Raw genomic sequence first — 23,415 nt, forward strand, 5'->3', positions numbered from 1 at the left:
GTGCGCGAAAGGAGCAGTATTTTGAGTAAATTTGTGCGGAATGTAAGCCTTTACTTACTTATTATTATCGTTGCCGTCTCCATCATAGATGCTTTTACGACTAATAAGTCAGACAAGTCCGAAATCACGTATACGAATTTCATGAATCAGGTCCAGCAGAAGAAAGTAGATGCTGTACAGATTACGGATGATCATGCCATCGTCGGTCAGTTGAAAGATGGTACGTCCTTCACTTCCTATGCACCGACTGATTCGGCCTTGCTGCCGGCACTTCGGGATGCCGATGTCAATATCATTGCCAAGCCGCCTGAACAGCCTTCCTGGTGGATGAGCATGCTTAGCAACGTGCTGCCAATCCTGATCCTGATTGGTGTGTGGTTCTTCATCATGCAGCAGACACAGGGCGGTGGCGGCCGGGTCATGAATTTTGGTAAAAGTCATGCCAAAATGCATGGAGAAGGAAAAATCAAGGTTTCCTTCAAAGACGTTGCCGGTGAAGATGAAGCTAAGGAAGAGCTGTCAGAAATCGTCGAGTTCCTGCGCAACCCGAGCAAATATAACAATATCGGCGCTAAGATTCCGAAAGGGGTTCTTCTTTTCGGACCTCCCGGGACGGGTAAGACGCTGCTTGCCCGTGCTGTTGCCGGGGAAGCAGGCGTGCCGTTTTTCAGCATCAGCGGTTCGGACTTTGTAGAAATGTTCGTCGGCGTCGGTGCGTCCCGTGTACGTGACCTGTTTTCCCAGGCCAAGAAAAATGCCCCCTGCATCGTCTTCATCGATGAAATCGATGCCGTAGGCCGTCAGCGTGGTGCTGGTCTCGGCGGTGGACATGATGAACGGGAACAGACACTGAATCAGCTGCTGGTCGAAATGGACGGGTTTGGCGCCAATGAAGGAATTATTACCATCGCCGCGACGAACCGTCCGGATATCCTTGACCCGGCATTACTCCGTCCTGGCCGGTTTGACCGTCAAATTACTGTAGATCGTCCGGATCTGCGGGGACGGATTGCCATCCTGAAAGTACATGCCAAGGGGAAACCGTTGGGTAAGGACGTCGATCTGGAAACGATTGCCAAGAAGACACCGGGATTTACCGGGGCCGACCTGGGCAACCTGCTCAATGAAGCGGCTCTCCTGGCCGCACGTCAGGATAAGAAAGTCATCAATATGCCGGAACTGGAAGAAGCCAGTGAAAAAGTATGCTTCGGTCCGGAACGGCGCAGTCATGTCATCAGCGAAAAGGAAAAACGCCTTACGGCTGTACACGAATCAGGCCATGCGCTCATTGCCTATCTGCTGCCTGATGCCGATCCGGTCCATAAGGTCACGATTATTCCCCGCGGCCGTGCGGGCGGATATACGATGATGCTTCCGGAAGAAGACCGGTCTTACGAAACGAAGTCATACTATCTGGCTCAAATCCGCGTCGCCCTGGGTGGCCGGGCTGCAGAACAGATTGTATTCAACGAAATCAGCAGCGGTGCATCGGGTGATCTTCAGAGCGTTACCCGTATTGTCCGCCAGATGATTACCCGCCTGGGCATGAGCAGCAAGCTGGGGCCTATGGTATTCGGGGAACAGCAGGAACAGGTGTTCCTGGGTAAGAACCTTGGCCACGAACGCAATTACGGTGAACGCGTAGCCGAACTGATCGATAAGGAAATGCATGATATAGTTTCCGAAGCCTATGCAGATACACTCCGCATCCTGCGGGAACATCTCGATGCCCTGAAGAGCATGGCAAATGCGCTGATGGAAGTAGAAACAATCAACAGTGTGCAGGTAAAAAACCTCGTCGAATACGGTACACTGGATGCACCTGAACCGGAAACGGCTGATACAGATGCGGCCCAGAGTGCAGGCACAGAAACACAGGAAGCAGGTCAGACTGCACCGGAACCTCTGGCCGATTCCAAGCCAGACGATAATAAAACGGAAACGCCGTCTGGTTCTGTAGAAGTCAGCCCCTGGGGAAATACACTGAATAAAAAAGATGAATAAATAAAATAAAGCTGCAGCTATAGTTGCAGCTTTATTTTGTAGAAATGGCTAGAGCGATTTGTTTATTAACATATCTTAAAGTTTTATCGATTACGTAATTTTATGGTATTGACAGTAAAAACTATTATGCTACAATTGCAGTAGGAAATAAAACTGGGTTGCATCCCCGCTGTATCGGACAGGGGAAAGGAGGAACGAATTTGAGACAGGATATCTTGGATTATTTACTGGAACATAAAGGCGAATTTGTATCAGGACAAAAAATATCAGATATGTTCGGCATATCCCGCACCGCTGTCTGGAAGCATATCCGCGTCCTGAAACAGCGCGGATATGTCATAGAATCATTTACAAAAAAAGGGTATTGCCTGAAGGAAGCACCGGAACTCCTGCATCCTGATGCCGTTACACAAGGACTGCCGACTAAAGTCATTGGCCAGAATCTGGTTTATTACGAAAAAACAGATTCGACCAATTCATTGGCCAAAAAACTGGCCAATGAAGGGGCGGAAGAAGGTACGGTTGTCGTGGCAGAAGAACAGAGCGGCGGCCGGGGACGGCTGAATCGTTCCTTTTTATCGCCTTTTGCCCAGGGACTATGGTTTTCGCTTATCCTGCGCCCTCCTTTCCTGCCTATGGAAGTATCGAAGATGACTCTTCTCGCTGCCGTGGCGATCACTCATGCTCTGCGCCAGCAGGGACTGGAATGCGGAATTAAATGGCCCAACGATATTCTGGTGCATGATAAAAAGATTGTCGGTATTCTGACGGAACTCAACGCTTCTATGGAAAAAATCAATTATTTGATCATGGGCATCGGCATCAATACGGGCATTACGAAAAAAATGCTGCCCCGGGATCTGAAAAAGACAGTAACCAGTTTTGCCATGGAAAATATACCGGTAAACAGGACAAAGCTGCTGCGGGATGTTTTCTGTGACTTGGAACGTTACTATATTGAAGCGGAAAAAGAAGGATTTTCTCCCATATTAGAAGAATGGAAGAAATTATCCTGCATGCTTGGTAAAGAAGTAGAAGTCGTCATGCCGGACCGCACGTTTTCCGGTGTGGCTTTTGACCTGGATGACAGTGGAAATCTGCTGGTCCGGACTGATAGCGGAGTAGAACGGGTTCTGGCCGGCGATGTCCGCGTCCGCCCGATTCAGGCGTAAAGGCAATTTTTCATAATTTTTATGGTACGTGCTCTGTCTTTTTATGGTAAACTCTGTTATCATATAGGAAGTGTGATACAGTGACAGAGACGGTTATTTCATCTGCCGTCTGTTGTATCGAATCGAATACAGAGGTGGATCAAACCATGCTATTAGTTATTGATGTAGGCAATACCAATATTGTGCTCGGGATCTTTGATGATAAGACACTTCTCGATCATTGGCGTATTTCGACAGATCGTCTGCGCACGACCGATGAATACGGCGTGCTCGTGCGCAATCTTTTCTATTTAAATCATGTGAATTCGGAAGAAATCGACGCTATCATTATTTCTTCCGTCGTGCCTTCTGTCATGCCGACTTTGGAACGGATGTGCCAGCGTTATTTTGGCATTGCGCCGCTTATCATCGGCCCGGGCATCCGGACTGGCATGGATATAAAATATGACAATCCCCGTGAGGTGGGAGCCGACCGCATCGTCAACGCTGTTGCAGCGTATGAATTATATGGTGGTCCGGTAATCATCATTGATTTTGGTACGGCTACTACGTTCTGTGCCGTCGATAAGAAAGGAGATTATCTGGGCGGGTCCATCTGTCCGGGTATCGGCATTTCGACAGATGCACTCGTACAGCGCACGGCTCTGCTGCCCCGTATCGAAGTGCGGCGCACAGAGCGGGTTATCTGCCGCAATACCGTAGAAAGTATGCAGGCAGGCGTGTATTATGGCTTTGTGGGCCAGGTGGATGGCATCGTATCACGGATGCGCCGTGAACTGGGGAGCAATGCCCGTGTCGTCGCAACGGGAGGACTGGCCGTCATTATTGCCCCGGCGACGAAATCCATTGATCTTGTCGAACCTATGCTTACCTTGGAAGGATTGAGAATTATCTATGAACGCAACCGCTAAGCCGTTTTATATCGGCACTGTGCGGCTTTCTGCGCCTGTGATACTAGCTCCGATGGCTGGTGTCTGTGATTTACCGTACCGCGTCATTGCTCATCGCTATGGCGCGGCTTTGGTTTGTACGGAAATGGTCAGCGACAAGGGGCTGCTGTATCATAATGTACATACGCAGGACATGCTGCGCATAGCGCCGGAAGAACATCCGGTATCCATGCAGATTTTTGGGGCCGACCCTCATACGATGGCAAAGGCGGCAGCTTCGGTAGAAGAAGCGGGTGCCGATATAATCGATATCAACATGGGATGTCCTGTAAAAAAAGTAGTGACCAATGGCGAAGGAGCGGCTCTCATGAGAGATCTTCCCCGGGCGGAAGCGATTATCCGTGCCGTCGTCCAGGCTGTATCCATTCCCGTTACGGTTAAAATGCGTACGGGGTGGAATGAGGAGGAATTTACGGCTCCGGAACTGGCAAAACGGGCAGAAGCGGCCGGGGCGGCTGCCGTTACGGTCCATGGCAGGACGAGAGAGCAGTTTTATAGCGGGAAGGCCGATTTGAAAAAAATCGCTGCCGTCGTCCGGGCTGTATCCATCCCGGTCATTGGCAACGGGGACATTATCGATGGACCGTCGGCTGCGCGGATGTTCGATGAGACAGGGTGCCAGGCCATCATGGTCGGCAGGGGAGCCCAGGGAAATCCTTGGATTTTTCCACAGATACGGGCTTATCTGGAATCGGGAACCATACAGTCCCCGCCGTCACCGGCTGAACGGTACCGGCAGATGCTGGAGCATTTCCAGGCCCTGCGGGCCTATAAGGGCGATTATACAGCTCTCAGGGAAATGCGTTCCCATGCAGCCTGGTACACGAAAGGATTGTACGGGTCGGCAGCCATACGGGAACGGCTCAACAGGGCAGAAAGTACGGCTGTTTTTGAGTCCCTCATCAGGACATTGCTGGAAAAGGAAGAACATTGACACCAGGCACGTATATGCATATAATTAAAGTTACGGTAAAAATAACAGATAGACAGGGCGATGCCTTGTGTATCTGTTTGTAATTTAAGTATCCAATACAAAGGAGTAATAACATGGCTAACGAAACGCTGATTACCCAGGAAGGTCTGCAGAAGTTAAAAGACGAATTAAATGAATTAAAATCTGTCCGCCGTATCAAGGTATCGAAACGTATCCAGGAAGCTATCGCCCTGGGCGATTTGAGTGAAAACTCAGAATATGATGATGCAAAAAACGAACAGGCCCTGGTCGAAGGGCACATTGCCGAATTGGAAGCAAAAATCCGTACGGCAAAAATCATTGAAGAAACGGAAGACAGCAGCGCGAAAGTACGCCTGGGCTCCAAAGTTATTCTGGAAGACGTAGAAACGGGGGACCGCTTTGATTATACCGTAGTCGGCACAGCCGAAGCGGATCCGTTCAATAATAGAATTTCCAATGAATCTCCGGTAGGTTCGGCTATTCTGGGACAGCGGATCAGTGCATCCAATCCGGCTGTTGTTACCGTCAAAGCACCGGCAGGTGAATTGAAATACCGTATTTTACCGCCCGATGCAGAATAAACAACTTAGGAGGAACCAATAATTATGGCTGATACGAAACAGAATACAGCACCGATTGAAGAAGAAAAGTTAAATGACCAGATGAAGGTCCGCCGCGAAAAAATGCAGCAGTTTATCGATGCGGGCATTTATCCCTTCGGTCAGAAATATAACTGGGATCATCATGCCCAGGACGTCAAAGAACAGGCAGAACAACTGGAAAAAGATCAGACATTTGTCAGCGTTGCCGGACGCCTGATGGCAATCCGCCGCCATGGCAAGACGGCATTCTGCGTGCTCCGTGATATTACCGGGGAAATCCAGCTTTATTTCCGCAAAGATGTATTGGGTGAACAGTCCTACGATTTATTCAAACTGCTCGATATTGGTGATATTGTCGGCGTAGAAGGCCCTGTCTTTACGACTCACACGGGAGAAACGACAATCCGCGTCGAAAAATGGACGCTCCTTTCCAAATCTCTGCGCCCGCTGCCGGAAAAATTCCATGGCCTGACCGATAAAGAAACGCGGTATCGCCAGCGTTACCTGGACCTGATTGTCAATCCGGAAGTCAAAGATACGTTTATCAAGCGCTCCCAGATCATAAAGGGAATCCGTAAATATCTCGACGACCGTCATTTCCTGGAAGTCGAAACGCCGATGCTCCATACTATTGCCGGCGGTGCTGCAGCCCGACCGTTCAAAACTCATCACAATGCGCTGGATATGGACATTTATCTGCGTATTGCCCCGGAACTGCATCTGAAACGACTCCTCGTCGGCGGACTGGAACGGGTCTATGAAATGAACCGCTGCTTCCGCAATGAAGGAATTGATACCCGTCATAATCCGGAATTTACAACCGTCGAATTGTATCAGGCTTATGGTGACCTGGAAGATGTCATTTTCATTACAGAAGATATGGTTTCCAAACTGGCACAGATGCTCTATGGAACGATGAAACTGACTTATATTGATAAAGAAATCGACCTGACTCCTCCCTGGGACCGGATGACGATGATAGAAGCGGTCAAGAAATACAGTGGAGCCGATTTTGAAGGCGTTACGGATATCGGAGTGGCGCGCAAGATGGCTGATGAACATCATGTCGAATATGGTCAGTACGATGGCGTTGGCAAAATCATCAATGCTTTCTTCGAAGCATTTGTAGAAGAAAACCTGATTCAGCCGACCATCATTACGGGACATCCGTTGGAAATTTCTCCGCTCACCAAACAGGACCGCGAAAACCCACTCCTGACATACCGTTTTGAAGGATTTATTTATGGCCGGGAACTGGCAAATGGCTTTTCTGAATTAAATGATCCCATTGACCAGCGGAACCGCTTTATCGAACAGATGAAGGAACGGGAACGGGGCGATGACGAAGCTCATCAGATGGATGAAGATTACTGCCGCGCTCTGGAATATGGCCTGCCGCCGACGGGTGGTCTGGGTATCGGAATTGATCGTCTCGTCATGTTCCTGACGAACAGTGCCTCTATCCGCGACGTCCTCTTATTCCCACTGAGCCGTCCGGAACAGAAATAATGTTAAAAACACCCTTTGAACCACATCGAAGGGTGTTTTTACTATATCACGTTTTGAAAGGAGGGCGCATGATGAAGTATTCGCTGCGTGTTCTGGCAACCCTTCTGTGCCTGGGTCTGATGGCCTCATCACCGGCCCTGGCGGCAGAGATGCCGGCACAGGAAACTACCTTGTCCGGGGAAATACCTTTGTTTGTCCCTGCTTCGGTACCGGTACAGCCGGCAGAGCAGCAGAAGGACAAAAAACAAGATCTGAAAAATCAGACAGAACGCCCGGGAAAAACGTCGGATCAGCAGGAAAAAGACGGAAAATCCGTTGCAGATCATGACGGACTCGTCGTAGATGAAGTCACACAAGACCGGACGTTAAGTGAAGCTGATTTTGCCTTTAACGGCCTTCATGCCGGAGATTCTCTGCAAAAAGTAAAACGTATTTTTGGCAGCCCGACGAAATATGCCCAGAGTGCCCATTATACAGAACTGAAATATAACCGCAAGGACCTGGACATGACGGTACGCCTGCGCAATGATACGCCTCAGATTTTGAAAGAAGCGGCGGCCGGCCGGAAGGCAGTCCACCCCGGTGTCGATTCTGTCACACTGGCTGAGGGGCCGGATGTCTATATCGGGCCGGGGATTCATCTCGGCCACCCGGCAGAACTCCTGGTACGCAAATACGGACGTCCTTTGCAAGTATTGCGCGATGCCGATGCCAATGTCTATTATTTCGTTTATGAAAACCCAGGAAAGGATCATGTCCTGGTCTTTGCCATCGGGGAACGTAAAGTGGCCCGTGTTGCCCTGTTGCCGCCCAGACCGCCGTATATTGAAGGGCGGCCTCTGGAAAAAATCGGCGGCTGGACACCAAGAGATTTTACTCTCGTGGGATATGGTGTCAACGAACCGTTTGTAGCCAATAAATATAATATGTGGACCAATCTGGTCAAACGCAGCGGGGGTAAATTCTGGCTGTACGGTACGTATGGCGTCGAAGTAGACCGGCATAATATGGTAAAGAAAGTATTTCTCCTTACGAATAGCAGTTATACCGGCCGCGGAGCCACCCTGGGATACCGCCTCTCAACGATATTTTCCCTTTATGGTGAACCCAGCCGTATAGAAAAAGGACCGGCAGGGGAGCAATTTGTCGATGCCTATTATTATGACAGTCCATTCCAAAAAGGCGTTTCCCTCGTGTTCATCAGTAAGCATCAGACGGATTACGTCGATGATGTCCTGCTCATCAGCGAACCCATTAAAAATATCCAGGACCCCATGGAACGCTATGGTTTGAAGTAGAAAACGCCGTATTTTACAAGCCGTTTCTAAACTTAATAAAATAAATAGGAAAAATGCTTTACTTACAAGGCCCGCATCCAGTATAATAAATATAAATAATAATTGCAGATGAAGGTGATATCCATGGTTACAGATGCAGATGTTTTGAAACGGTGGAAGTACATTGCACAGGAAGAAGAAAAACTTCTCATCATTATCGGCGGACCTGGTTCAGGCAAGAGCAAACTGATTCGTGAACTGACCTTCCAGGATGGTTGGAAGATTTGCGAAGCCAAAGACCTCTTTGATGATGAATTTCTTGAAATTCCCCGTGCAGACCGGCCGGAAAAGGCGATTTCCCTTATTTCCGAAGCTATCCACAGACTGAATGCCCGTGTCGTAATGATTGATAACGTCGGGTTCTTATTTGCGCCGATTTTAAATTTGAATCCTATTGAAATGCTGAAGAAATTGAGCCGCGAATGCCCGATTATCGTCAGCTGGCGCGGTCATCTTGAAGGCAACACTCTGTATTTTGAACACAAAGGCGATCCGAAATACGCTAAATTTACGATTGAAGACCCGAATCACGTCATGAGTCTTGATTAAGGCGGACCAGAAGAAGGTAGGCTGGCCTGTAGGTGGCAGGACGTAAGCTGCCATTTTATAAGCATGAACATAACAGGAGCTGCAACGAAGTGAAGACGATTCATTTCGTTGCAGCTCCTGTTATGTTTTGCCGGATATCCATTTAGTCCGGACATGTTTACGGATTTCTCTATCTTTCTGTCAAGGTGTGTGATATAATTTTTTTTATGCGTGTGAAAGGTTTTGCTTTCTGACCACTCATGGATTTATGACAAAGGAGTTATATCAATGAACGATTATATGATTGCCGTCATCCTCGGCATTGTCGAAGGCTTTACAGAATATCTGCCTGTATCTTCCACCGGTCATATGATTCTTGTCGGTGACTGGCTGGGATTTGACGGTCCCCGGGCCAGCGTGTTTGAAGTGTTTATCCAGCTGGGTGCGATTCTTTCTGTGCTCATCATTTACAAGGAAAAGTTTATCCGCATGTTGTATCAGTATCGCTGTTGGAACTTATTCCGCCGGGAAAATTGGTTCCGCACCGATACGGGACTTACACTGGCCCATGTGGCAGCCGGTATTGTCCCTGTCATGGGTATCGGCTATCTGGCCCATCATGCCATTAAGACATATCTCTTTTCTGCAGGTACGGTTATTATCGGTCTGATTATCGGAGGCCTGTTCATGCTGGCTGCGGAAAAGGCTCACATGAAGGTGCGCTGCAAAGATGTAGAAAAGATGACCATCGTTCAGGCATTCCTCGTCGGAGCATTTCAGATGCTGGCTCTCTGGCCTGGCTTTTCCCGTTCTGGTTCGACCATTGCCGGAGGCTTGTTCCTGGGCATGAGCCGGAAAGCGGCAGCTGATTTTTCTTTTATCATTGCTGTCCCGGTCATGATCGTAGCCTGTTTTTATGACTTACTGAAGAGCTTATCTTATCTCAGTGGCAATGACCTGGTCATGATTGCCATCGGATTTGTAACGGCTTTTATTGTAGCCTACGTGTCCGTCCTGTGGTTCTTGAAATTCCTGAATAAATCGACACTGGCATCCTTTGCCTATTACCGCTTTGTCGTCGCACTGGTGTCGTTCCTTCATTTCTTTGTGCTGAATTGATGGATAATAGGTAAAAAACACCGGATTCGTCCTGGATAAGGAGGAATCCGGTGTTTTTTACGGGTGATTTGCCAGCTGTTTCGTAAAATCAGTCATAATGTCTGTAATATAGGGACGGGGATCGACATTTTTGGGGATATCGCGGACGATATTTTCCAGCAGAGTGCGCAGCATGATATTGACTCCCTGGGCGTAGACGTAATAATAGTAGCGCAGATGATCGCTGCCTTTCAGTATGAGAGGGGCCAGTTCATCATTGGCGGCAAAGGCGGCATCGTAAAAATCGAGAATATTGTCTTTGAACCGGTCCATATCGATTTCTTGCTTTTCATATCCATGGGTGAGGTCTTCCCCTATTTTTGCAAGCAGTCCGGGGAGTTCGGAGAGCTTTTCCGGTGCCGTTATCTGTTCATCTTCCATGAGGTGAATGACCGTATGGAGGGAAGATACAATAGATTCGCAGAAAAAATTAAAAGTGAAATAGCCATCTGAACCGGTTAAATTTGTTATCATATGATTGTTCATCGCCGTTCTCCTTTCGTGTTGTTGCTATATTATAACATAGATTTGTGGAAAATATTTGAGTGCAGGCACAGAATATGATACCATTTAGAAGAAAACAGCTATCATCAGTTGCATTATAAGCGGTTATACAGGAGGTATACACATGTCCCGCAAGAAATTGAAGTTAGAAAAGCGGTCCCACCAGTCGGCGCGTATCCATAAAGGTCTGGAAATGCCCGTCGGAATGGGATCGGAAGACAGTATTCTGGGATTCCGCAATGGCAAGGAACTGAAAGAAAAATATTTTGCCTTTCAGGGACGCATTGCCCGACGACCTTTCATTATGCGGACATTGCTGCTTATCGTGGCGCAGTTTATGTTTACATTCATTCTCTATAGTAAAATCGTAGAATCGATTATTATCCATCGCATTGATTTTGCCTGGGGATTTGGCATTCTGCTCATCGTATTGACCATTCCGACCGTCTGGTCCCAGTTGTCACTGGGATGGAGGCGTTGTCATGATATGAATAAAGGAGGAGCTCTTTTTATCATTCCGTACTTTTGTTATTTAGGCAGTTATGTAGCTCCCATCCTGGCACTGGATACGCTGGGGACAGCTGTCCAGTCCATTACAGCCGTTTGTTTCCTGGCCTTTTTCACCGTACGGGGAACAGAAGGTGACAATGCGTACGGTCCGGAACGGTCCCGGTAAGGGGGGAATAGTATGACGCTAGATCAGGGAATAGCAGGACATACATATATTGTAGAAACGTTGAACCTGGCGCCGAGAATTGAAAAACGTCTGCAGGCGCTGGGAATGATAGTCAGTACACCCGTCGATGTCCTGAACAATAAAAATGGCGGCACGATGATCATCAAAGTGCGCAATACGCGGCTGGCTATTGGCAGGGGCATTTCGTCCCGCATTGTAGTAAGGAGCTGACACTATGCTGGGATTGGGAAAAAAAGAAAGGGGAAAGCATATTCCCCAGGGAATGGAACATACGGGTGCAGAGCCGACCGAGGGGATGACTGTCGCCTTTATCGGTAATCCGAATTGTGGCAAGACGACCTTGTTCAATGCCTATACGGGAGCAAATCTGAAAGTGGCGAACTGGCCGGGCGTCACTGTCGAAAAAGTGGAAGGGGCCATCGACTCCCACGGCGTTCATATCCATCTCGTCGATTTACCGGGGACGTACAGTCTGACTTCTTATACGATGGAAGAACAGGTATCGCGGAATTTCATCTTAAGTGATGACGTCGATGTCATCATCGATGTCGTCGATGCATCGGCGTTGGAACGAAATCTCTATCTGACTTTGCAGCTGCTCGAACTGGGGAGACCTGTCGTAGTAGCGCTCAACATGATGGATATTGTCGAAAAACGTGGTATGGAAATTGACCTGCACCGCCTGCCGGAGATGCTGGGCGTGCCAGTCATTCCCGTTTCCGCGCTGAAGCGGAGGGGACTCAGCGTCCTGCTGCATGCGGCTATCCACCATAAGGACCACGTACATCCCGACCGGCTGATTCATAATCATTCCGATGAAACACATCACAAGCACAATCATCATCAGGATTTTGCCATGGTGTATAGCGACGGGCTGGAAGATAAAATCGACCAATTGCAGAATATGTTGAAGAGTGCCTATCCGGACCTTTTTAATTACCGTTGGCATGCACTGAAACTGCTGGAACAAGACCCGGAAATTACAAAAAAATTCCCGCTGGAAGGGATAGAACGGGTGGTAGACCGCAGTTATGAAACGGACATTATTAATCAGAAATACAGTTTTATTGAAGAAATTATCCAGGAAGTCGTCGTCAATCAGGCAAAACGGGCAGCCGCGACGGACTATGCCGATCATATTCTGACAAACCGATGGCTTAGTATCCCGATTTTCCTTTTCGTCATGGGCGTCGTGTTTTTCCTGACCTTTTTTATCGGTGATATGCTTCGGGATTATTTTGAGTCGGCTATCGATATCCTGTCGGTCTATGCGACAGACGGCCTGCTGTCCCTCGGGGCAGATGAGATGCTCATCTCTCTTGTATGTGATGGCATCATTGCCGGCGTAGGCGGCATCCTGACATTTCTGCCTAATATCTGTATTTTATTTGTTACGCTGGCTGTCCTGGAAGACAGTGGATACATGTCGCGGGTGGCATTTATCATGAATGACATCATGAATCATCTGGGCCTTTCTGGCCGGGCATTCATTCCCATGATCCTGGGATTTGGCTGCAGTGTACCGGCTATCATGGCATCGCGGGCTCTGGAAAATAAGACCGACCGCTATCGTACCATGCTGGTCACGCCTTTTATGTCCTGCAGTGCCCGCCTGCCCATTTATATTTTATTTTCGGGCATGTTCTTTCCGGAACATGCCATGGTCGTTGCCTATTCGATGTACCTCATCGGTATTGTAGTAGCACTCATCTGCCTGCTGCTGCTGAATCTGTTCCACCGGCAGCAGGCAGATAATGCCCTGCTCATTGAATTACCGGAATACAAGCGGCCCAGCAGCCGCACCGTAATGATTTCCGTAAAGGAAAAAGTCAAAGATTATCTGAGCCGTGCAGGTACGATAATTTTTGCCGCATCTATCCTCATGTGGTTCATCCTCAATTTCGGGCCTTCCGGTTATGGTGACATGGCCCACAGTTTCGGGGCAATCCTCGGACGGGGACTGGTGCCGTTCTTTGCGCCGATTGGTCTGGGATACTGGCAGATTTCCCTGGCGCTCCTTGCCGGTATTTCGGCCAAGGAAGTTGTCGTTTCCAGCTTTGCCGTACTCTTCGATGGCGTCAATATTAATTCTACAACGGCACTGGCTACTCTGGCGGCCAGCATGGGACAGATGGGGTTCACAGAACTTAACGCGTACTGTATGATGTTGTTTTCCCTGCTCTATATCCCCTGTGCGGCGACGATTGCCACCATCCATGCTGAATCACACAGCTGGAAATGGACGGCCCTTTCTGTCGTATTCCAGATTGCCGTAGCCTGGGTGCTGACTTTTATTGTCTACCAGACAGGAAGCCGTCTGTTCTGATTTACAAGGACGCTTAAACCCTGTATAATAGGTGCGGATATATTCACGTGTAAGGAGACAGGTACATGAGTACACCTATGATTAAACTCGATCATATGAGTCATACCTATGAGGATGAAAACGGGCAGACCGTCTATGCCCTGAAGGATATTTCTTTGGAAATACAGCCCGGCGAATTCGTCGCTGTCATCGGTACGAACGGCTCGGGAAAATCGACATTAGCCAAGCATTTCAACGTCTTGCTCGTACCGACGGAAGGAACGTGTGAAGTCCTGGGGATGCGGACCGATGATCCGGCCAATTTGTGGAAAATCCGCCAGAACGTGGGCATGGTTTTTCAGAATCCTGACAATCAGATCGTCGCGGCCGTCGTAGAAGAGGATGTTGCTTTTGGACCGGAAAATCTGGGTGTCCCGCCGGAAGAAATCCGCCAGCGTGTCAGTGACGCCCTGGCCAGAGTCCGCATGACAGCTTTTGCTAAGCATGGCCCCCATCTTCTGAGCGGCGGCCAGAAACAGCGGGTGGCCATTGCAGGCATCCTGGCGATGCAGTCTCGCTGTATCGTCCTGGATGAACCGACAGCCATGCTGGATCCTGTGGGGCGGAAGGAAGTCATGGACACCATCCGCCAGCTGAACCAGGAAGGCATTACGGTCATCATTATTACACATTTTATGGAAGAAGCCGTACAGGCTGGCCGGGTCATCGTCATCCACCACGGAGAAGTCAAAATGGATGGCACGCCCCGCGAGGTATTTACTCATGTCGATGAACTGCTGGAACTGGGGCTGGATGTGCCTGTACCGGCAGAACTGGCTGCCCGCCTGCGCAGAAAGGGAATCCCCATTGAAGGGAGTATTATCAGCAAGGAAGAATTGGGAGACGCATTATGTCAATAAAGCTGGAACATGTTACGCATACGTACGGCCTGGGGTCGCCGTTTGAAAAAACGGCCCTGCATGACGTGAGTCTGGAAATCAAATCGGGTGAGTTTGTCGGTATTATCGGGCATACGGGATCGGGTAAATCGACACTGGTCCAGCTTTTAAATGGTCTTTTGCAGCCTACGCAGGGTACGGTTACCGTCGATGGCACGGACATCAGCCAGAAAACAAAGGAAGCCATGCAGATGCGCCATAAAGTGGGCATGGTTTTCCAGTATCCGGAATATCAGCTCTTTGAAGAAACCATAGCCAGAGACATCGCCTTTGGTCCCCGTAATTTCGGCCTTAATGACGATGAAATAGAAGAACGGGTCAGGGAAGCGATGGAATTTGTCGGCCTGGATTACCAAACCTATGCCGACCGGTCGCCGTTTCGCCTGAGCGGTGGTCAGATGCGCCGTGTCGCCATTGCCGGCGTCATTGCCATCCATCCACAGTATCTCATCCTGGATGAACCGTCGGCCGGACTGGACCCGGCAGGACGGCGGGAAATTTTTGCGGAAATTCAGCGCTGGCACCGGGAAAAGAATATTACCGTAATCCTCGTTTCTCACAATATGGACGACATATCCCGCATGGCAAGCCGCCTCATCGTCCTTTCCCAGGGAAAAATCTGTATTGATGGGGAACCTCTGTCTGTTTTTGCTACGGAACAGGAAACGCTCCACCGTGCCGGCGTTTCCGTGCCACCGGTGACGGAAGTGATGCAATATCTGAAACAACGAGGCCTGCCACTCGAGGACCGGGTGCATACGGTAGAAGAAGCTGCTGATTCCATTTTTCAATGTATAAGGGGGAAAGACCATGCTTAAAGATATTACGCTGGGACAGTATTTTCCTGGTACTTCTTTTCTCCACCAGCTGGATCCGCGCTGCAAGATCATAGCGACGCTGATCGTTATTGTAGCTATTTTTCTGGCGGAATCGCTCCCGGCGTACGGTTTGATAACGGTATTTATCCTGGCATGCTTTTTTATTTCCCATCTGCCATTAAAGCTTATATTGAAGTCACTGAAACCGCTATGGGTCATCATCATCCTGACTATGGGGATCCATGTCTTTACGACACCCGGTACGGTCATCTGGCAATGGGGCATCCTGCATATTACCTGGGAAGGAATCCGCCAGGGCGCGCTTATGACGGCACGGCTTATTTATCTGATTGTGTTCTCTTCCCTGCTTACGTATACGACATCGCCCATCGTCCTCACCGATGGAATCGAACATCTGCTGAACCCTTTCCGGCGCATCGGCGTGCCAGCTCATGAACTGGCGATGATGATGACCATTGCCCTGCGTTTTATACCGACTCTTCTGGAAGAAACGGACCGCATCATGAAAGCTCAGACGGCGCGTGGTGCTAACTTTACCAGCGGCAGTATCATGCAGCGGGGCAGAAATATGATACCCCTTCTGGTACCTTTGTTTGTCAGTGCTTTCCGAAGGGCTGACGATCTGGCTACGGCGATGGAAGCCCGGTGTTACCGTGGCGGGGAAGGGCGGACGCGTATGCACGAACTGGCATATACCTTCCGCGACAGCATTGCCATGGTCATAGTGATAGGTCTGACAGCTGTTTTAGTGGTTATGCGGTAGTTTGTATGAAAAAAAACATCTGTCTCATCGTCGCCTATGATGGCACGGACTTTCACGGTTTTCAGCGCCAGACGAATGCCTCTTCCATACAATGGCATCTGGAACAGGGATTATCACAGATTTTTTCTTCTCCTATTACGGTGTATGGCGCGGCCCGTACTGATGCGGGCGTACATGCCCGGGGGCAGGTTGTCAATTTTTATGGCGAAGGAACGATTCCCGTAGAAAAGATCCCTTATGCCATGAAAGGGTATCTGCCTCTTCAAATTGCCGTCCTTTCGGCCAGGGAAATGCCGGAACACTTCAGTGTGCGCCATGATAACGTAGGCAAACATTACCGGTATACGGTTGTCAACAGCCGTATACACGATCCGTTCCGCCTCCGCTACGCCTGGTTCATCCGCAACGCCCTTGATCTGGACGCTATGCGCCAGGGGGCAGAAATACTGCTGGGAACTCACGATTTCTCAGCTTTCGAGGGAAAAAATACAACGCCTATGAATCCCGTAAAAACCATGTATGCTGTCCTTGTGGAAAAAGAAGGGGCCATCGTCCATATAGATGTCCTGGGTGATGGATTCCTCTATCATATGGTACGCAATATTGCCGGCGGACTGGTTGATTTAGGACTTCACCGGCTGACGCCTGTACGCTTTCGGGAAATATTGGAAAGCAGGGATAGAAATCAGCTGGGGGCTACGGCACCTGCCCAGGGCTTGTGCCTGGAAGAAGTGTTTTATGATGAACGGCGTTTACATCAGTGCCTTGATGATCTGCGTGCCGGCCATTGGCTGGCACGGTGAAAACGTATATTTACCCTATCGTAACGGTGGAAACTATGGTATAATATTATTTAGTCTGTATTGTCATGGTGCTGAACGTCTGCTGTATTATGCAGACAACGGATGATACAGTCGTACAAAAGAAGGTGTCTGCCTTGTCTGTCAAGGCAGCCTTTTTAAGGTTATTGCAAAGGGTAAAAAGAGGATAGTATCCATATGACTGATAAGACAATAGGCTGGACTGTACGGATTATCGGCGTATTGGCGGTAATTCTGTTCCTGTGGTCCATCCAGTGGTTTCTGCCAGATTTTTATTCGACCATGTGGCGGCTGACTGTGGAAGGCGATCTGGATGGTCTGACCGATTATATTGCGTCTTTTGGCTATAGTGCCATTTTGGTCAGTGTATTCATGATTGTATTTGCCAATGCGCTGGCTATTCCGTCTATTCCCTTTCTGACGGTAAATGGCGTTATTTTCGGACTGGTGCCGGGGATTATTATTTCCTGGATCGGTGAAGTACTGGGAATTGAAGTGAGTTTCCGGCTGACGCGGACGCTGCTGAGGAATCAGGCAAAAAAAGTGATTCAGCGCAGCAATAAGCTGGAAAAACTGGACTCTTACAGCTGTATACGTACCATCATGCTGGGACGGGCTATCCCGTATTCTCCCAATGTAGTAGTGACGGCGTTCAGTGCTTTGAGCCATATTTCCTACAGGGATCATTTTATTGCCAATGCCATTGGAAAAATTCCGGCGGTCGTTGTCGAAGTGTGGTTTGGCCACGATTTACTGCGGATTAATGAACATTGGGAACGACTGCTCGTTCTGACGGTTATTGTCGTCGCCATTTATGGATTTTTATGGTGGCGTAAAAAACAGGCAAACAAACGCCGGGCGTAGAAGGCAGGAAAAAGTAAACGAGGCATCGCATTGTGGCCGGGACCGGAATGCGATGCTTTTTTTGTTACTTCGATGTTCCTGCCGGCAGGATGGACACGCAGGTTATTATTACTGCTAGTGTTGCTTTTTACATATGAAACCGATATAATTATATAGAATAGACAAAAAAATTTATACGAATGCTATGGCATACAATGTATGTGACATATAATGGAGGGATGCAGCATGTGGAGAAAGAAAGCGGCCTGCTTACTGGCTGTCCTGGCAGTATGCGGTACGATGGCTGCCGGCGCGGCCGACTATACAATTCTGGAAAAAGCCGAAAAGGTAGAAACGACTGTATATGGTGCTCCGCAGAGCGGGTCACTCAACGACCGGATCCGGGCACTGGATAAGACATTGAATGGACAAGCCGGACTTTCTGGCAGTGTCCAGAGCCGGACTGATTCCTTATATACCGATGTATACGGAAATTCAGGTTCTGATTTATCACTTTTGGCAGCTGTCAATATGATGCAGTGGCAGTATTCCGGCAAAATCACGGAAGAACCACTGGTAAGCCGCGTTTCCGAATTAGAAGAAGGTCTGGACGGCAAAGCGGCTACGGGATCTCTTTCCGGGCGTGTCCATGCATTGCGGACGAGCCTTCTGGGAAATAAGAAATTCACCTCGGAAACCGTATCGGTTCCGGCCGGAACAATTGTTACGATGAAAAATATGGATCCCATCCAGTCCAAGACACTGACGGAAGGCGATACGGTACGGTTCATTGTAGCTGAAGACGTTCAGGTGGGAGATGTCGTGGCCATTCCCCGGGGAATGGAAACAGACGCGACAGTCAGCAAGGCACGCAAGGCTGGACGGTTCGGCCGCGATGGAAAAATAGAAATTTCGTATCATACGGTACGGGCTGCCGATGGAACCCCGGTGGAACTGACTGTAGGCGAAAAGACGAAAGAACAGTACAAACGTACAGCCGGGGCTGTCGGAGCATCGGCTGCGGGCGCTATCATCCTCGGACCGGTCGGCCTGGTAGGCGGGCTTTTTGTCAAGGGAAATGATGTCGATATTCCCGTGGGCACGGTCATGTATGCAGAAACGAAGGCGAATACAGATGTGGTCGGATTCCGCCAGGATGGGGAAAAAACAGATACGGCTACGGCGGATATGGCAGCCAGCGGCGTCGCTGTACCGTCTTCTTCTGTAAGCCGTACCATACCGGATGAAAACCCGGCGACAGACACGACAACAGCGGAATTAAAACAGGCGGAAGCGGTGACTCCTGTGCCGCTGGAACACGATGATGCGGCAGACTCCGACGATATCCAGTCTACTGTGACGATTACACCGACTAATGAATAACTGACAGGTGACATAGATGAATAAACGTTTGACAGTGGCTGTCCTTTCGGCATTACTGCCTCTTTCTTTGCAGATTTCTGCCCAGGACGTTCCGGTTGACAAGAGCAGCATTACAATAAAAAATCATAGGGAAGACGTATTACCGGTAGCCCGGACGACAGCGGGCGGCGTGCAGGCCGTCAATCTGGATGAAGCTTCGGCTGCCCATGATGTAGTCCTGCCTCAGCAGCCTGTCCATATGACGGCAGACAAACTCCTGGTCCGCGGCAATGACGGATTCGTTGCAGGTCGTGGCAATGTGGACGTCATGCGGGGCATGGATGAAATCCATGCCAATACGATAGAAGGCAATACCAAGTCCCAGGTGTATCATACATCGGGAAAAGCGGTCTATCTGGATAGTACGATGGCTTTGGAAACGACAGGCCTTACCTATTCTGGTACAGGTCCTGCCGCTTCCATGGATACGGTTCAGGGCTTTATTGATCCTACGACCTATATCCGCGGCACCGGGGCAGAAATGTACGATGGCTCGGGATATGTCAGACACGGGCTCATTACGACCCCTCATGCCGTAGCTAAGACGCCGGATTATTATATTACCGGTGATGATATTCATATTTATCCCGGCGAAAAGTTTACTGCAGAAAATACGAAATTGTGGTTCAAGAATATCTGTCTCTTCACGTATGGACATTACGAAGGCCGGCTGGACAAAGACCGGAATCAGAAACCGTGGATTTTTTCGCTTCTTCCACGGCCTACGTATAATAATGATAATGGCATCGGCCTTCGCGGCGATGCCCGGTTCCCCATGAATCGCAACGGGGACCTCTATATGGATGTGAACTATGCCGTTTACTCTAAAGAAGGGTTTAAGCCAGGCCTTAAAGTCGGCAAAAGGACGCCTGTCGGTACCTTTACATTCGGGTACAGCAAGGAAGAAAGTACCGATAACGACGATCATATCTGGGCTACGCGCTGGCCGGAACTGCGCTATTATATGCCCCGTATCTATGCGGGAAATTCTGGTATTTATATCGATGGCAGTGCCAGCTGGGGCCGTTGGGCCGAAGGAGACCGGGAAGGTACGCATAAGGGGTTCCGGACAGAACTGACCCATAATCCCATTCATTTATGGTCAAAGGCCAATCTCCGCTTCTTTACGGGATACCGGAAGGATCTGTATTCTTACCGCGATGCCGTACGGAAGGATCCGTACTGGGGCGTTGTCCTCAATCAGGGTATCAATTCGCGGCTGTGGACGAGTTTCTGGTATAAAAAACATAATCTGAGCGGATATACGCCGTACCGGTTCGATACGATAGATCATCCCCGCCAGAAAGGGTTCTCGGTAGGATATGTCCTGACGCCTCTCGATACGATTATGTTCACCTTTAACAAGAATCTCGATAATGGCAATATTGACGACCGCAACTTTACATGGGTCCGTGATCTTCACTCTTTTATCGCCACCGTTACGTACAAGCAGGTGGATAAAGAATGGGAAGTTCAGCTTATATCTAAAGATTTAGATTTCTAATTATCCGGCAGCTGTGCCTGGGCGCAGCTGCTTTTTACATATCTTTTACAGAAGTTACATAGTGTATACATATTTTGTTTGTATACTTTACTGTAACATATAATGACCTGAAGGAAGGGTGGTACACGTGTCTTTGATTTATTGTGTAGAAGATGATGCAAGTATCCGGGAGCTCATAGGGTATGCGCTGGAAAGTCAGAATTTCGCTGTAAAAACGATGGCAGACAGCCATGAATTCTGGCAGGCGATGGAAAGTGAAAAACCAGATCTTGTTCTCCTCGATATTATGCTGCCTGGCGAAAGCGGCCTGAGTATACTGAGCCGTCTGCGTGATCAGGCCGCATATAAAACGCTGCCGGTTATCATGCTTACAGCGAAAACCAGTGAATTTGATATTGCCAAGGGACTGAATGAAGGAGCCGACGATTACGTCAAAAAACCCTTTGGTATCGTAGAACTGACATCCCGTATCCATGCCGTACTCCGCCGCTGCCAGGCGAGAAAAGAAATGCCGCATATATTAGAATGCGGACCAATCCGTATGGATGAGGAACGGCATGAAGTGACGGTAAATGGTATGGCGTGTCCTCTTACTGTTAAAGAATTTGAATTGCTGCGCTATATGATGATTAACCAGAACATTGTCCTGACGCGGGAACGTATTATGGAGGCCGTCTGGGGGTTTTCCTATGAAGGGGAAACACGCACTATCGATATGCATATCCGCAGCCTGCGTCAAAAGTTAGGCACCAATAACCGGATCATTTACACCATACGCGGTGTCGGTTATGTCCTTAAAAACTAAAATAAAATGAAAAAGCGCATTTATCTCAGCCTGCTGGCCATCGGATTTGCCTGTATGGCGGTTACGATGATCCTGTATAGTATCCTTGTCTGGCACTCCCTGCAGGGACAGGCTGAGGAAGAACTCAAAAATACGATGACCGTACTGACGACGGGAATAAAGCAGGTGGATAGGCCCTTAGCGTATCTGCAGGAAACGGGCCATGCGGAAAAGGGAATCATACGGATTACCTGGATCGGGCCGGATGGCAGTGTGTTATACGAGTCAGATTATGACCGGGCGTCGATGGAAAATCATCTGGAACGGCCGGAAGTGCAGCAGGCTATGCGTACGGGGACTGGTTCTTCCGTCAGGGATTCTCATACATTGTCGAAGATGTTATATTATCAGGCCCGGAGGCTGGATGATGGATCCGTCCTCAGGCTCAGCCTGGAACGAGACTCTCTGTATGCTCATTTTGTATCTCTGCTGCCTCTCTTGTGCCTGCTCCTGCTGTGTATGTCTCTTTGCTGCATCGGGGCATCACGTAAACTGACGGCCAGTCTTCTGACGCCGTTACGCCGGACTGCCCTGATTATGGAACATATTGGTTCCCCCGATAGTATCCGTGGAAAAGTGCCGCCTGTATACAGTGAATTGAGACCACTGGTAGAAAAAATACTCGAACAGAGCCAGACGATAGAACACACGATTCAGACGCTGGAAAAACAGCGGAATATCATCCGTCTGATGCTGGAAAATCTTCAGGAAGGCGTTATCCTGACCGACACATCCTATAAAGTACTGGTCATCAATCAGTGTGCTCTTTCTGTCCTGAACCTGCGCCGTGATTTGGCCGTGACGGGGCTTTCCCTGCCATCTCTGTTTACAGAACCGGACTGGCAGGCTATCCGTGGCAATGATATATCCGGGGTAGCGCAGGAACAGCGGCTGAGCAAAGATGACCTGCTGTATCAGCTGACCGTACAGCCGGTGTATAAAAATAAGGAAGTATACGGTATCCTGTTCATTCTCGACGATATAACGGAACGGGAACGGCGGGAGCAGCTGCGCCGGGAATTTACGTCGAATGTTTCTCACGAACTGAAGACACCCCTTACGTCTATCCGGGGATTTTCTGAAATACTGTCGGCCGGCATGTTTAAAAATAAGGAAGATGCCCAGCATTTTGGCAGCCGGATCCACGAGCAGGCCGAACGGCTGCTTGCTATGATTGATGAAATCATTCATTTATCCCGTATTGAGGAGCGGCGGAAAGTACAGGAATGCCAGCCTGTCTATCTGGAAGGTATTGTGCAGGATGTCGTAGGATTTATGGAACCGGTCCTTCATGAAAAACAGGTCACTGTCCATTGTGCATTGGAAAAAGTGCCTGTATGGGGAGAAACGGGCCGCCTGAGAGAAGTTGTCATGAATCTCATCGATAATGCCGTAAAATATAACCGGCCCGGCGGTCATGTGTATGTGACCGTCCGCTCTGAAGAACACCGGGTCCTGCTTATCGTCCGCGATACGGGCATCGGCATTCCGGAAGATAAGCAAAAACGCGTATTTGAGCGGTTTTACCGCGCCGATGCCAGCCGATCCCAGGCGATTTCCGGCAGTGGGCTGGGACTGGCCATTGTCAAGCATATCGTAGAACAACATCAGGGGAAGATTTCTCTTCAGAGCAAAGAATGGGAAGGGACGACGATTACTGTTTCATTTCCCCTGTATCATACAAACTAAGGAAAGGCAG

The 23,415-nt window shown here is 49.1% G+C and carries 22 protein-coding genes; 21 read left to right on the forward strand and 1 reads right to left on the reverse strand.

The annotated features are described in order from the left end of the window. Positions 1-21: 21 nt before the first annotated feature. The 9 genes from ftsH (at position 22) to B4H10_RS01270 (ending at position 10,176) form a co-directional block, all read left to right on the forward strand. Positions 22-2,004: an ATP-dependent zinc metalloprotease FtsH gene (gene ftsH / locus B4H10_RS01230; protein WP_277345551.1), complete on the forward strand. Its 1,983-nt coding sequence runs from the start codon at positions 22-24 to the stop codon at positions 2,002-2,004. Positions 2,005-2,204: 200 nt separating this feature from the next. Then, a complete protein-coding gene (locus tag B4H10_RS01235) occupies positions 2,205-3,176 on the forward strand; it encodes a biotin--[acetyl-CoA-carboxylase] ligase (protein WP_292018032.1) in 972 nt (323 codons plus the stop codon). A 146-nt stretch (positions 3,177-3,322) separates the two neighbouring features. After that, complete coding sequence (locus tag B4H10_RS01240; RefSeq protein WP_059076712.1) at positions 3,323-4,087, forward strand: type III pantothenate kinase; 765 nt, start codon at positions 3,323-3,325, stop codon at positions 4,085-4,087. Next, positions 4,071-5,060 (forward strand): tRNA dihydrouridine synthase DusB, encoded by a 990-nt coding sequence (gene dusB / locus B4H10_RS01245; protein ID WP_075581983.1) that lies wholly within the window; start codon positions 4,071-4,073, stop codon positions 5,058-5,060. The genes B4H10_RS01240 and dusB overlap by 17 nt, the downstream gene beginning before the upstream one ends. Positions 5,061-5,173: 113 nt before the next feature. Next, entirely contained in the window at positions 5,174-5,662 is a 489-nt protein-coding gene (greA, locus tag B4H10_RS01250; RefSeq protein ID WP_059076714.1) for a transcription elongation factor GreA, read from the forward strand. A 24-nt stretch (positions 5,663-5,686) separates the two neighbouring features. After that, complete coding sequence (gene lysS / locus B4H10_RS01255; protein WP_075581984.1) at positions 5,687-7,192, forward strand: lysine--tRNA ligase; 1,506 nt, start codon at positions 5,687-5,689, stop codon at positions 7,190-7,192. A 68-nt stretch (positions 7,193-7,260) separates the two neighbouring features. After that, positions 7,261-8,490, forward strand: coding sequence for a hypothetical protein (locus B4H10_RS01260; RefSeq protein ID WP_234995382.1), 1,230 nt, complete (start codon positions 7,261-7,263; stop codon positions 8,488-8,490). A 123-nt stretch (positions 8,491-8,613) separates the two neighbouring features. Next, positions 8,614-9,078 (forward strand): BREX-3 system P-loop-containing protein BrxF, encoded by a 465-nt coding sequence (brxF, locus tag B4H10_RS01265; RefSeq protein WP_059076717.1) that lies wholly within the window; start codon positions 8,614-8,616, stop codon positions 9,076-9,078. Positions 9,079-9,345: 267 nt separating this feature from the next. Then, positions 9,346-10,176, forward strand: coding sequence for an undecaprenyl-diphosphate phosphatase (locus tag B4H10_RS01270; protein ID WP_059076718.1), 831 nt, complete (start codon positions 9,346-9,348; stop codon positions 10,174-10,176). 57 nt (positions 10,177-10,233) lie between these two features. Here B4H10_RS01270 and B4H10_RS01275 read toward each other — a convergent pair whose 3' ends face one another. After that, positions 10,234-10,701 carry a hypothetical protein gene (locus B4H10_RS01275; RefSeq protein WP_292018033.1) on the reverse strand — a complete coding sequence of 156 codons (468 nt, stop codon included), beginning with the start codon at positions 10,699-10,701 and terminating at the stop codon, positions 10,234-10,236. 142 nt (positions 10,702-10,843) lie between these two features. Here B4H10_RS01275 and B4H10_RS01280 point away from each other — a divergent pair, with 142 nt between their 5' ends. From B4H10_RS01280 to B4H10_RS01335, 12 genes are all read left to right on the forward strand, one after another. Next, positions 10,844-11,395: a DUF805 domain-containing protein gene (locus tag B4H10_RS01280; RefSeq protein WP_075581986.1), complete on the forward strand. Its 552-nt coding sequence runs from the start codon at positions 10,844-10,846 to the stop codon at positions 11,393-11,395. Between the two features lie 12 nt (positions 11,396-11,407). Further along, entirely contained in the window at positions 11,408-11,626 is a 219-nt protein-coding gene (locus B4H10_RS01285; protein WP_059076721.1) for a FeoA family protein, read from the forward strand. 85 nt (positions 11,627-11,711) lie between these two features. Continuing rightward, positions 11,712-13,742, forward strand: a complete 2,031-nt coding sequence (gene feoB / locus B4H10_RS01290; RefSeq protein ID WP_113856514.1) for a ferrous iron transport protein B — start codon at positions 11,712-11,714, stop codon at positions 13,740-13,742. 65 nt (positions 13,743-13,807) lie between these two features. Beyond that, positions 13,808-14,641, forward strand: coding sequence for an energy-coupling factor transporter ATPase (locus tag B4H10_RS01295; protein WP_059076722.1), 834 nt, complete (start codon positions 13,808-13,810; stop codon positions 14,639-14,641). Then, positions 14,632-15,498, forward strand: coding sequence for an energy-coupling factor transporter ATPase (locus tag B4H10_RS01300; RefSeq protein WP_059076723.1), 867 nt, complete (start codon positions 14,632-14,634; stop codon positions 15,496-15,498). The genes B4H10_RS01295 and B4H10_RS01300 overlap by 10 nt, the downstream gene beginning before the upstream one ends. Further along, the gene (locus tag B4H10_RS01305; protein WP_292018034.1) at positions 15,491-16,282 is read left to right on the forward strand and encodes an energy-coupling factor transporter transmembrane component T family protein; all 792 of its coding nucleotides are present in this window, start codon (positions 15,491-15,493) and stop codon (positions 16,280-16,282) included. The genes B4H10_RS01300 and B4H10_RS01305 overlap by 8 nt, the downstream gene beginning before the upstream one ends. 5 nt (positions 16,283-16,287) lie before the next feature. Beyond that, positions 16,288-17,085 carry a tRNA pseudouridine(38-40) synthase TruA gene (gene truA / locus B4H10_RS01310; RefSeq protein WP_113855432.1) on the forward strand — a complete coding sequence of 266 codons (798 nt, stop codon included), beginning with the start codon at positions 16,288-16,290 and terminating at the stop codon, positions 17,083-17,085. A 195-nt stretch (positions 17,086-17,280) separates the two neighbouring features. After that, entirely contained in the window at positions 17,281-17,967 is a 687-nt protein-coding gene (locus B4H10_RS01315; protein ID WP_059076726.1) for a TVP38/TMEM64 family protein, read from the forward strand. A gap of 225 nt (positions 17,968-18,192) precedes the next feature. Beyond that, on the forward strand, positions 18,193-19,329 hold the full coding sequence (locus B4H10_RS01320; RefSeq protein ID WP_292018035.1) for a hypothetical protein: 1,137 nt from the start codon (positions 18,193-18,195) through the stop codon (positions 19,327-19,329). Between the two features lie 16 nt (positions 19,330-19,345). After that, positions 19,346-20,872, forward strand: a complete 1,527-nt coding sequence (locus B4H10_RS01325) for a hypothetical protein (protein WP_292018036.1) — start codon at positions 19,346-19,348, stop codon at positions 20,870-20,872. Between the two features lie 127 nt (positions 20,873-20,999). Beyond that, a complete protein-coding gene (locus B4H10_RS01330) occupies positions 21,000-21,677 on the forward strand; it encodes a response regulator transcription factor (RefSeq protein WP_059076729.1) in 678 nt (225 codons plus the stop codon). 6 nt (positions 21,678-21,683) lie between these two features. Then, on the forward strand, positions 21,684-23,405 hold the full coding sequence (locus tag B4H10_RS01335) for a sensor histidine kinase (protein WP_292018037.1): 1,722 nt from the start codon (positions 21,684-21,686) through the stop codon (positions 23,403-23,405). Positions 23,406-23,415 lie beyond the last annotated feature (10 nt).

This window comes from Megasphaera sp. UBA4382 (genome assembly GCF_002391155.1).
Taxonomy (GTDB): domain Bacteria; phylum Bacillota; class Negativicutes; order Veillonellales; family Megasphaeraceae; genus Megasphaera; species Megasphaera hexanoica.

Coding starts and splice junctions, on each gene's coding strand:
- B4H10_RS01335 (WP_292018037.1), top strand. CDS start 21,684: ATGAAAAAGCGCATTTATCTCAGCCTGCTGGCCATCGGATTTGCCTGT.
- B4H10_RS01320 (WP_292018035.1), top strand. CDS start 18,193: ATGTGGAGAAAGAAAGCGGCCTGCTTACTGGCTGTCCTGGCAGTATGC.
- B4H10_RS01280 (WP_075581986.1), top strand. CDS start 10,844: ATGTCCCGCAAGAAATTGAAGTTAGAAAAGCGGTCCCACCAGTCGGCG.
- B4H10_RS01325 (WP_292018036.1), top strand. CDS start 19,346: ATGAATAAACGTTTGACAGTGGCTGTCCTTTCGGCATTACTGCCTCTT.
- brxF (WP_059076717.1), top strand. CDS start 8,614: ATGGTTACAGATGCAGATGTTTTGAAACGGTGGAAGTACATTGCACAG.
- B4H10_RS01270 (WP_059076718.1), top strand. CDS start 9,346: ATGAACGATTATATGATTGCCGTCATCCTCGGCATTGTCGAAGGCTTT.
- feoB (WP_113856514.1), top strand. CDS start 11,712: ATGACTGTCGCCTTTATCGGTAATCCGAATTGTGGCAAGACGACCTTG.
- B4H10_RS01295 (WP_059076722.1), top strand. CDS start 13,808: ATGAGTACACCTATGATTAAACTCGATCATATGAGTCATACCTATGAG.
- B4H10_RS01285 (WP_059076721.1), top strand. CDS start 11,408: ATGACGCTAGATCAGGGAATAGCAGGACATACATATATTGTAGAAACG.
- B4H10_RS01315 (WP_059076726.1), top strand. CDS start 17,281: ATGACTGATAAGACAATAGGCTGGACTGTACGGATTATCGGCGTATTG.
- greA (WP_059076714.1), top strand. CDS start 5,174: ATGGCTAACGAAACGCTGATTACCCAGGAAGGTCTGCAGAAGTTAAAA.
- B4H10_RS01260 (WP_234995382.1), top strand. CDS start 7,261: ATGATGAAGTATTCGCTGCGTGTTCTGGCAACCCTTCTGTGCCTGGGT.
- lysS (WP_075581984.1), top strand. CDS start 5,687: ATGGCTGATACGAAACAGAATACAGCACCGATTGAAGAAGAAAAGTTA.
- B4H10_RS01240 (WP_059076712.1), top strand. CDS start 3,323: ATGCTATTAGTTATTGATGTAGGCAATACCAATATTGTGCTCGGGATC.
- truA (WP_113855432.1), top strand. CDS start 16,288: ATGAAAAAAAACATCTGTCTCATCGTCGCCTATGATGGCACGGACTTT.
- B4H10_RS01300 (WP_059076723.1), top strand. CDS start 14,632: ATGTCAATAAAGCTGGAACATGTTACGCATACGTACGGCCTGGGGTCG.
- dusB (WP_075581983.1), top strand. CDS start 4,071: ATGAACGCAACCGCTAAGCCGTTTTATATCGGCACTGTGCGGCTTTCT.
- B4H10_RS01305 (WP_292018034.1), top strand. CDS start 15,491: ATGCTTAAAGATATTACGCTGGGACAGTATTTTCCTGGTACTTCTTTT.
- B4H10_RS01275 (WP_292018033.1), bottom strand. CDS start 10,701: ATGAACAATCATATGATAACAAATTTAACCGGTTCAGATGGCTATTTC.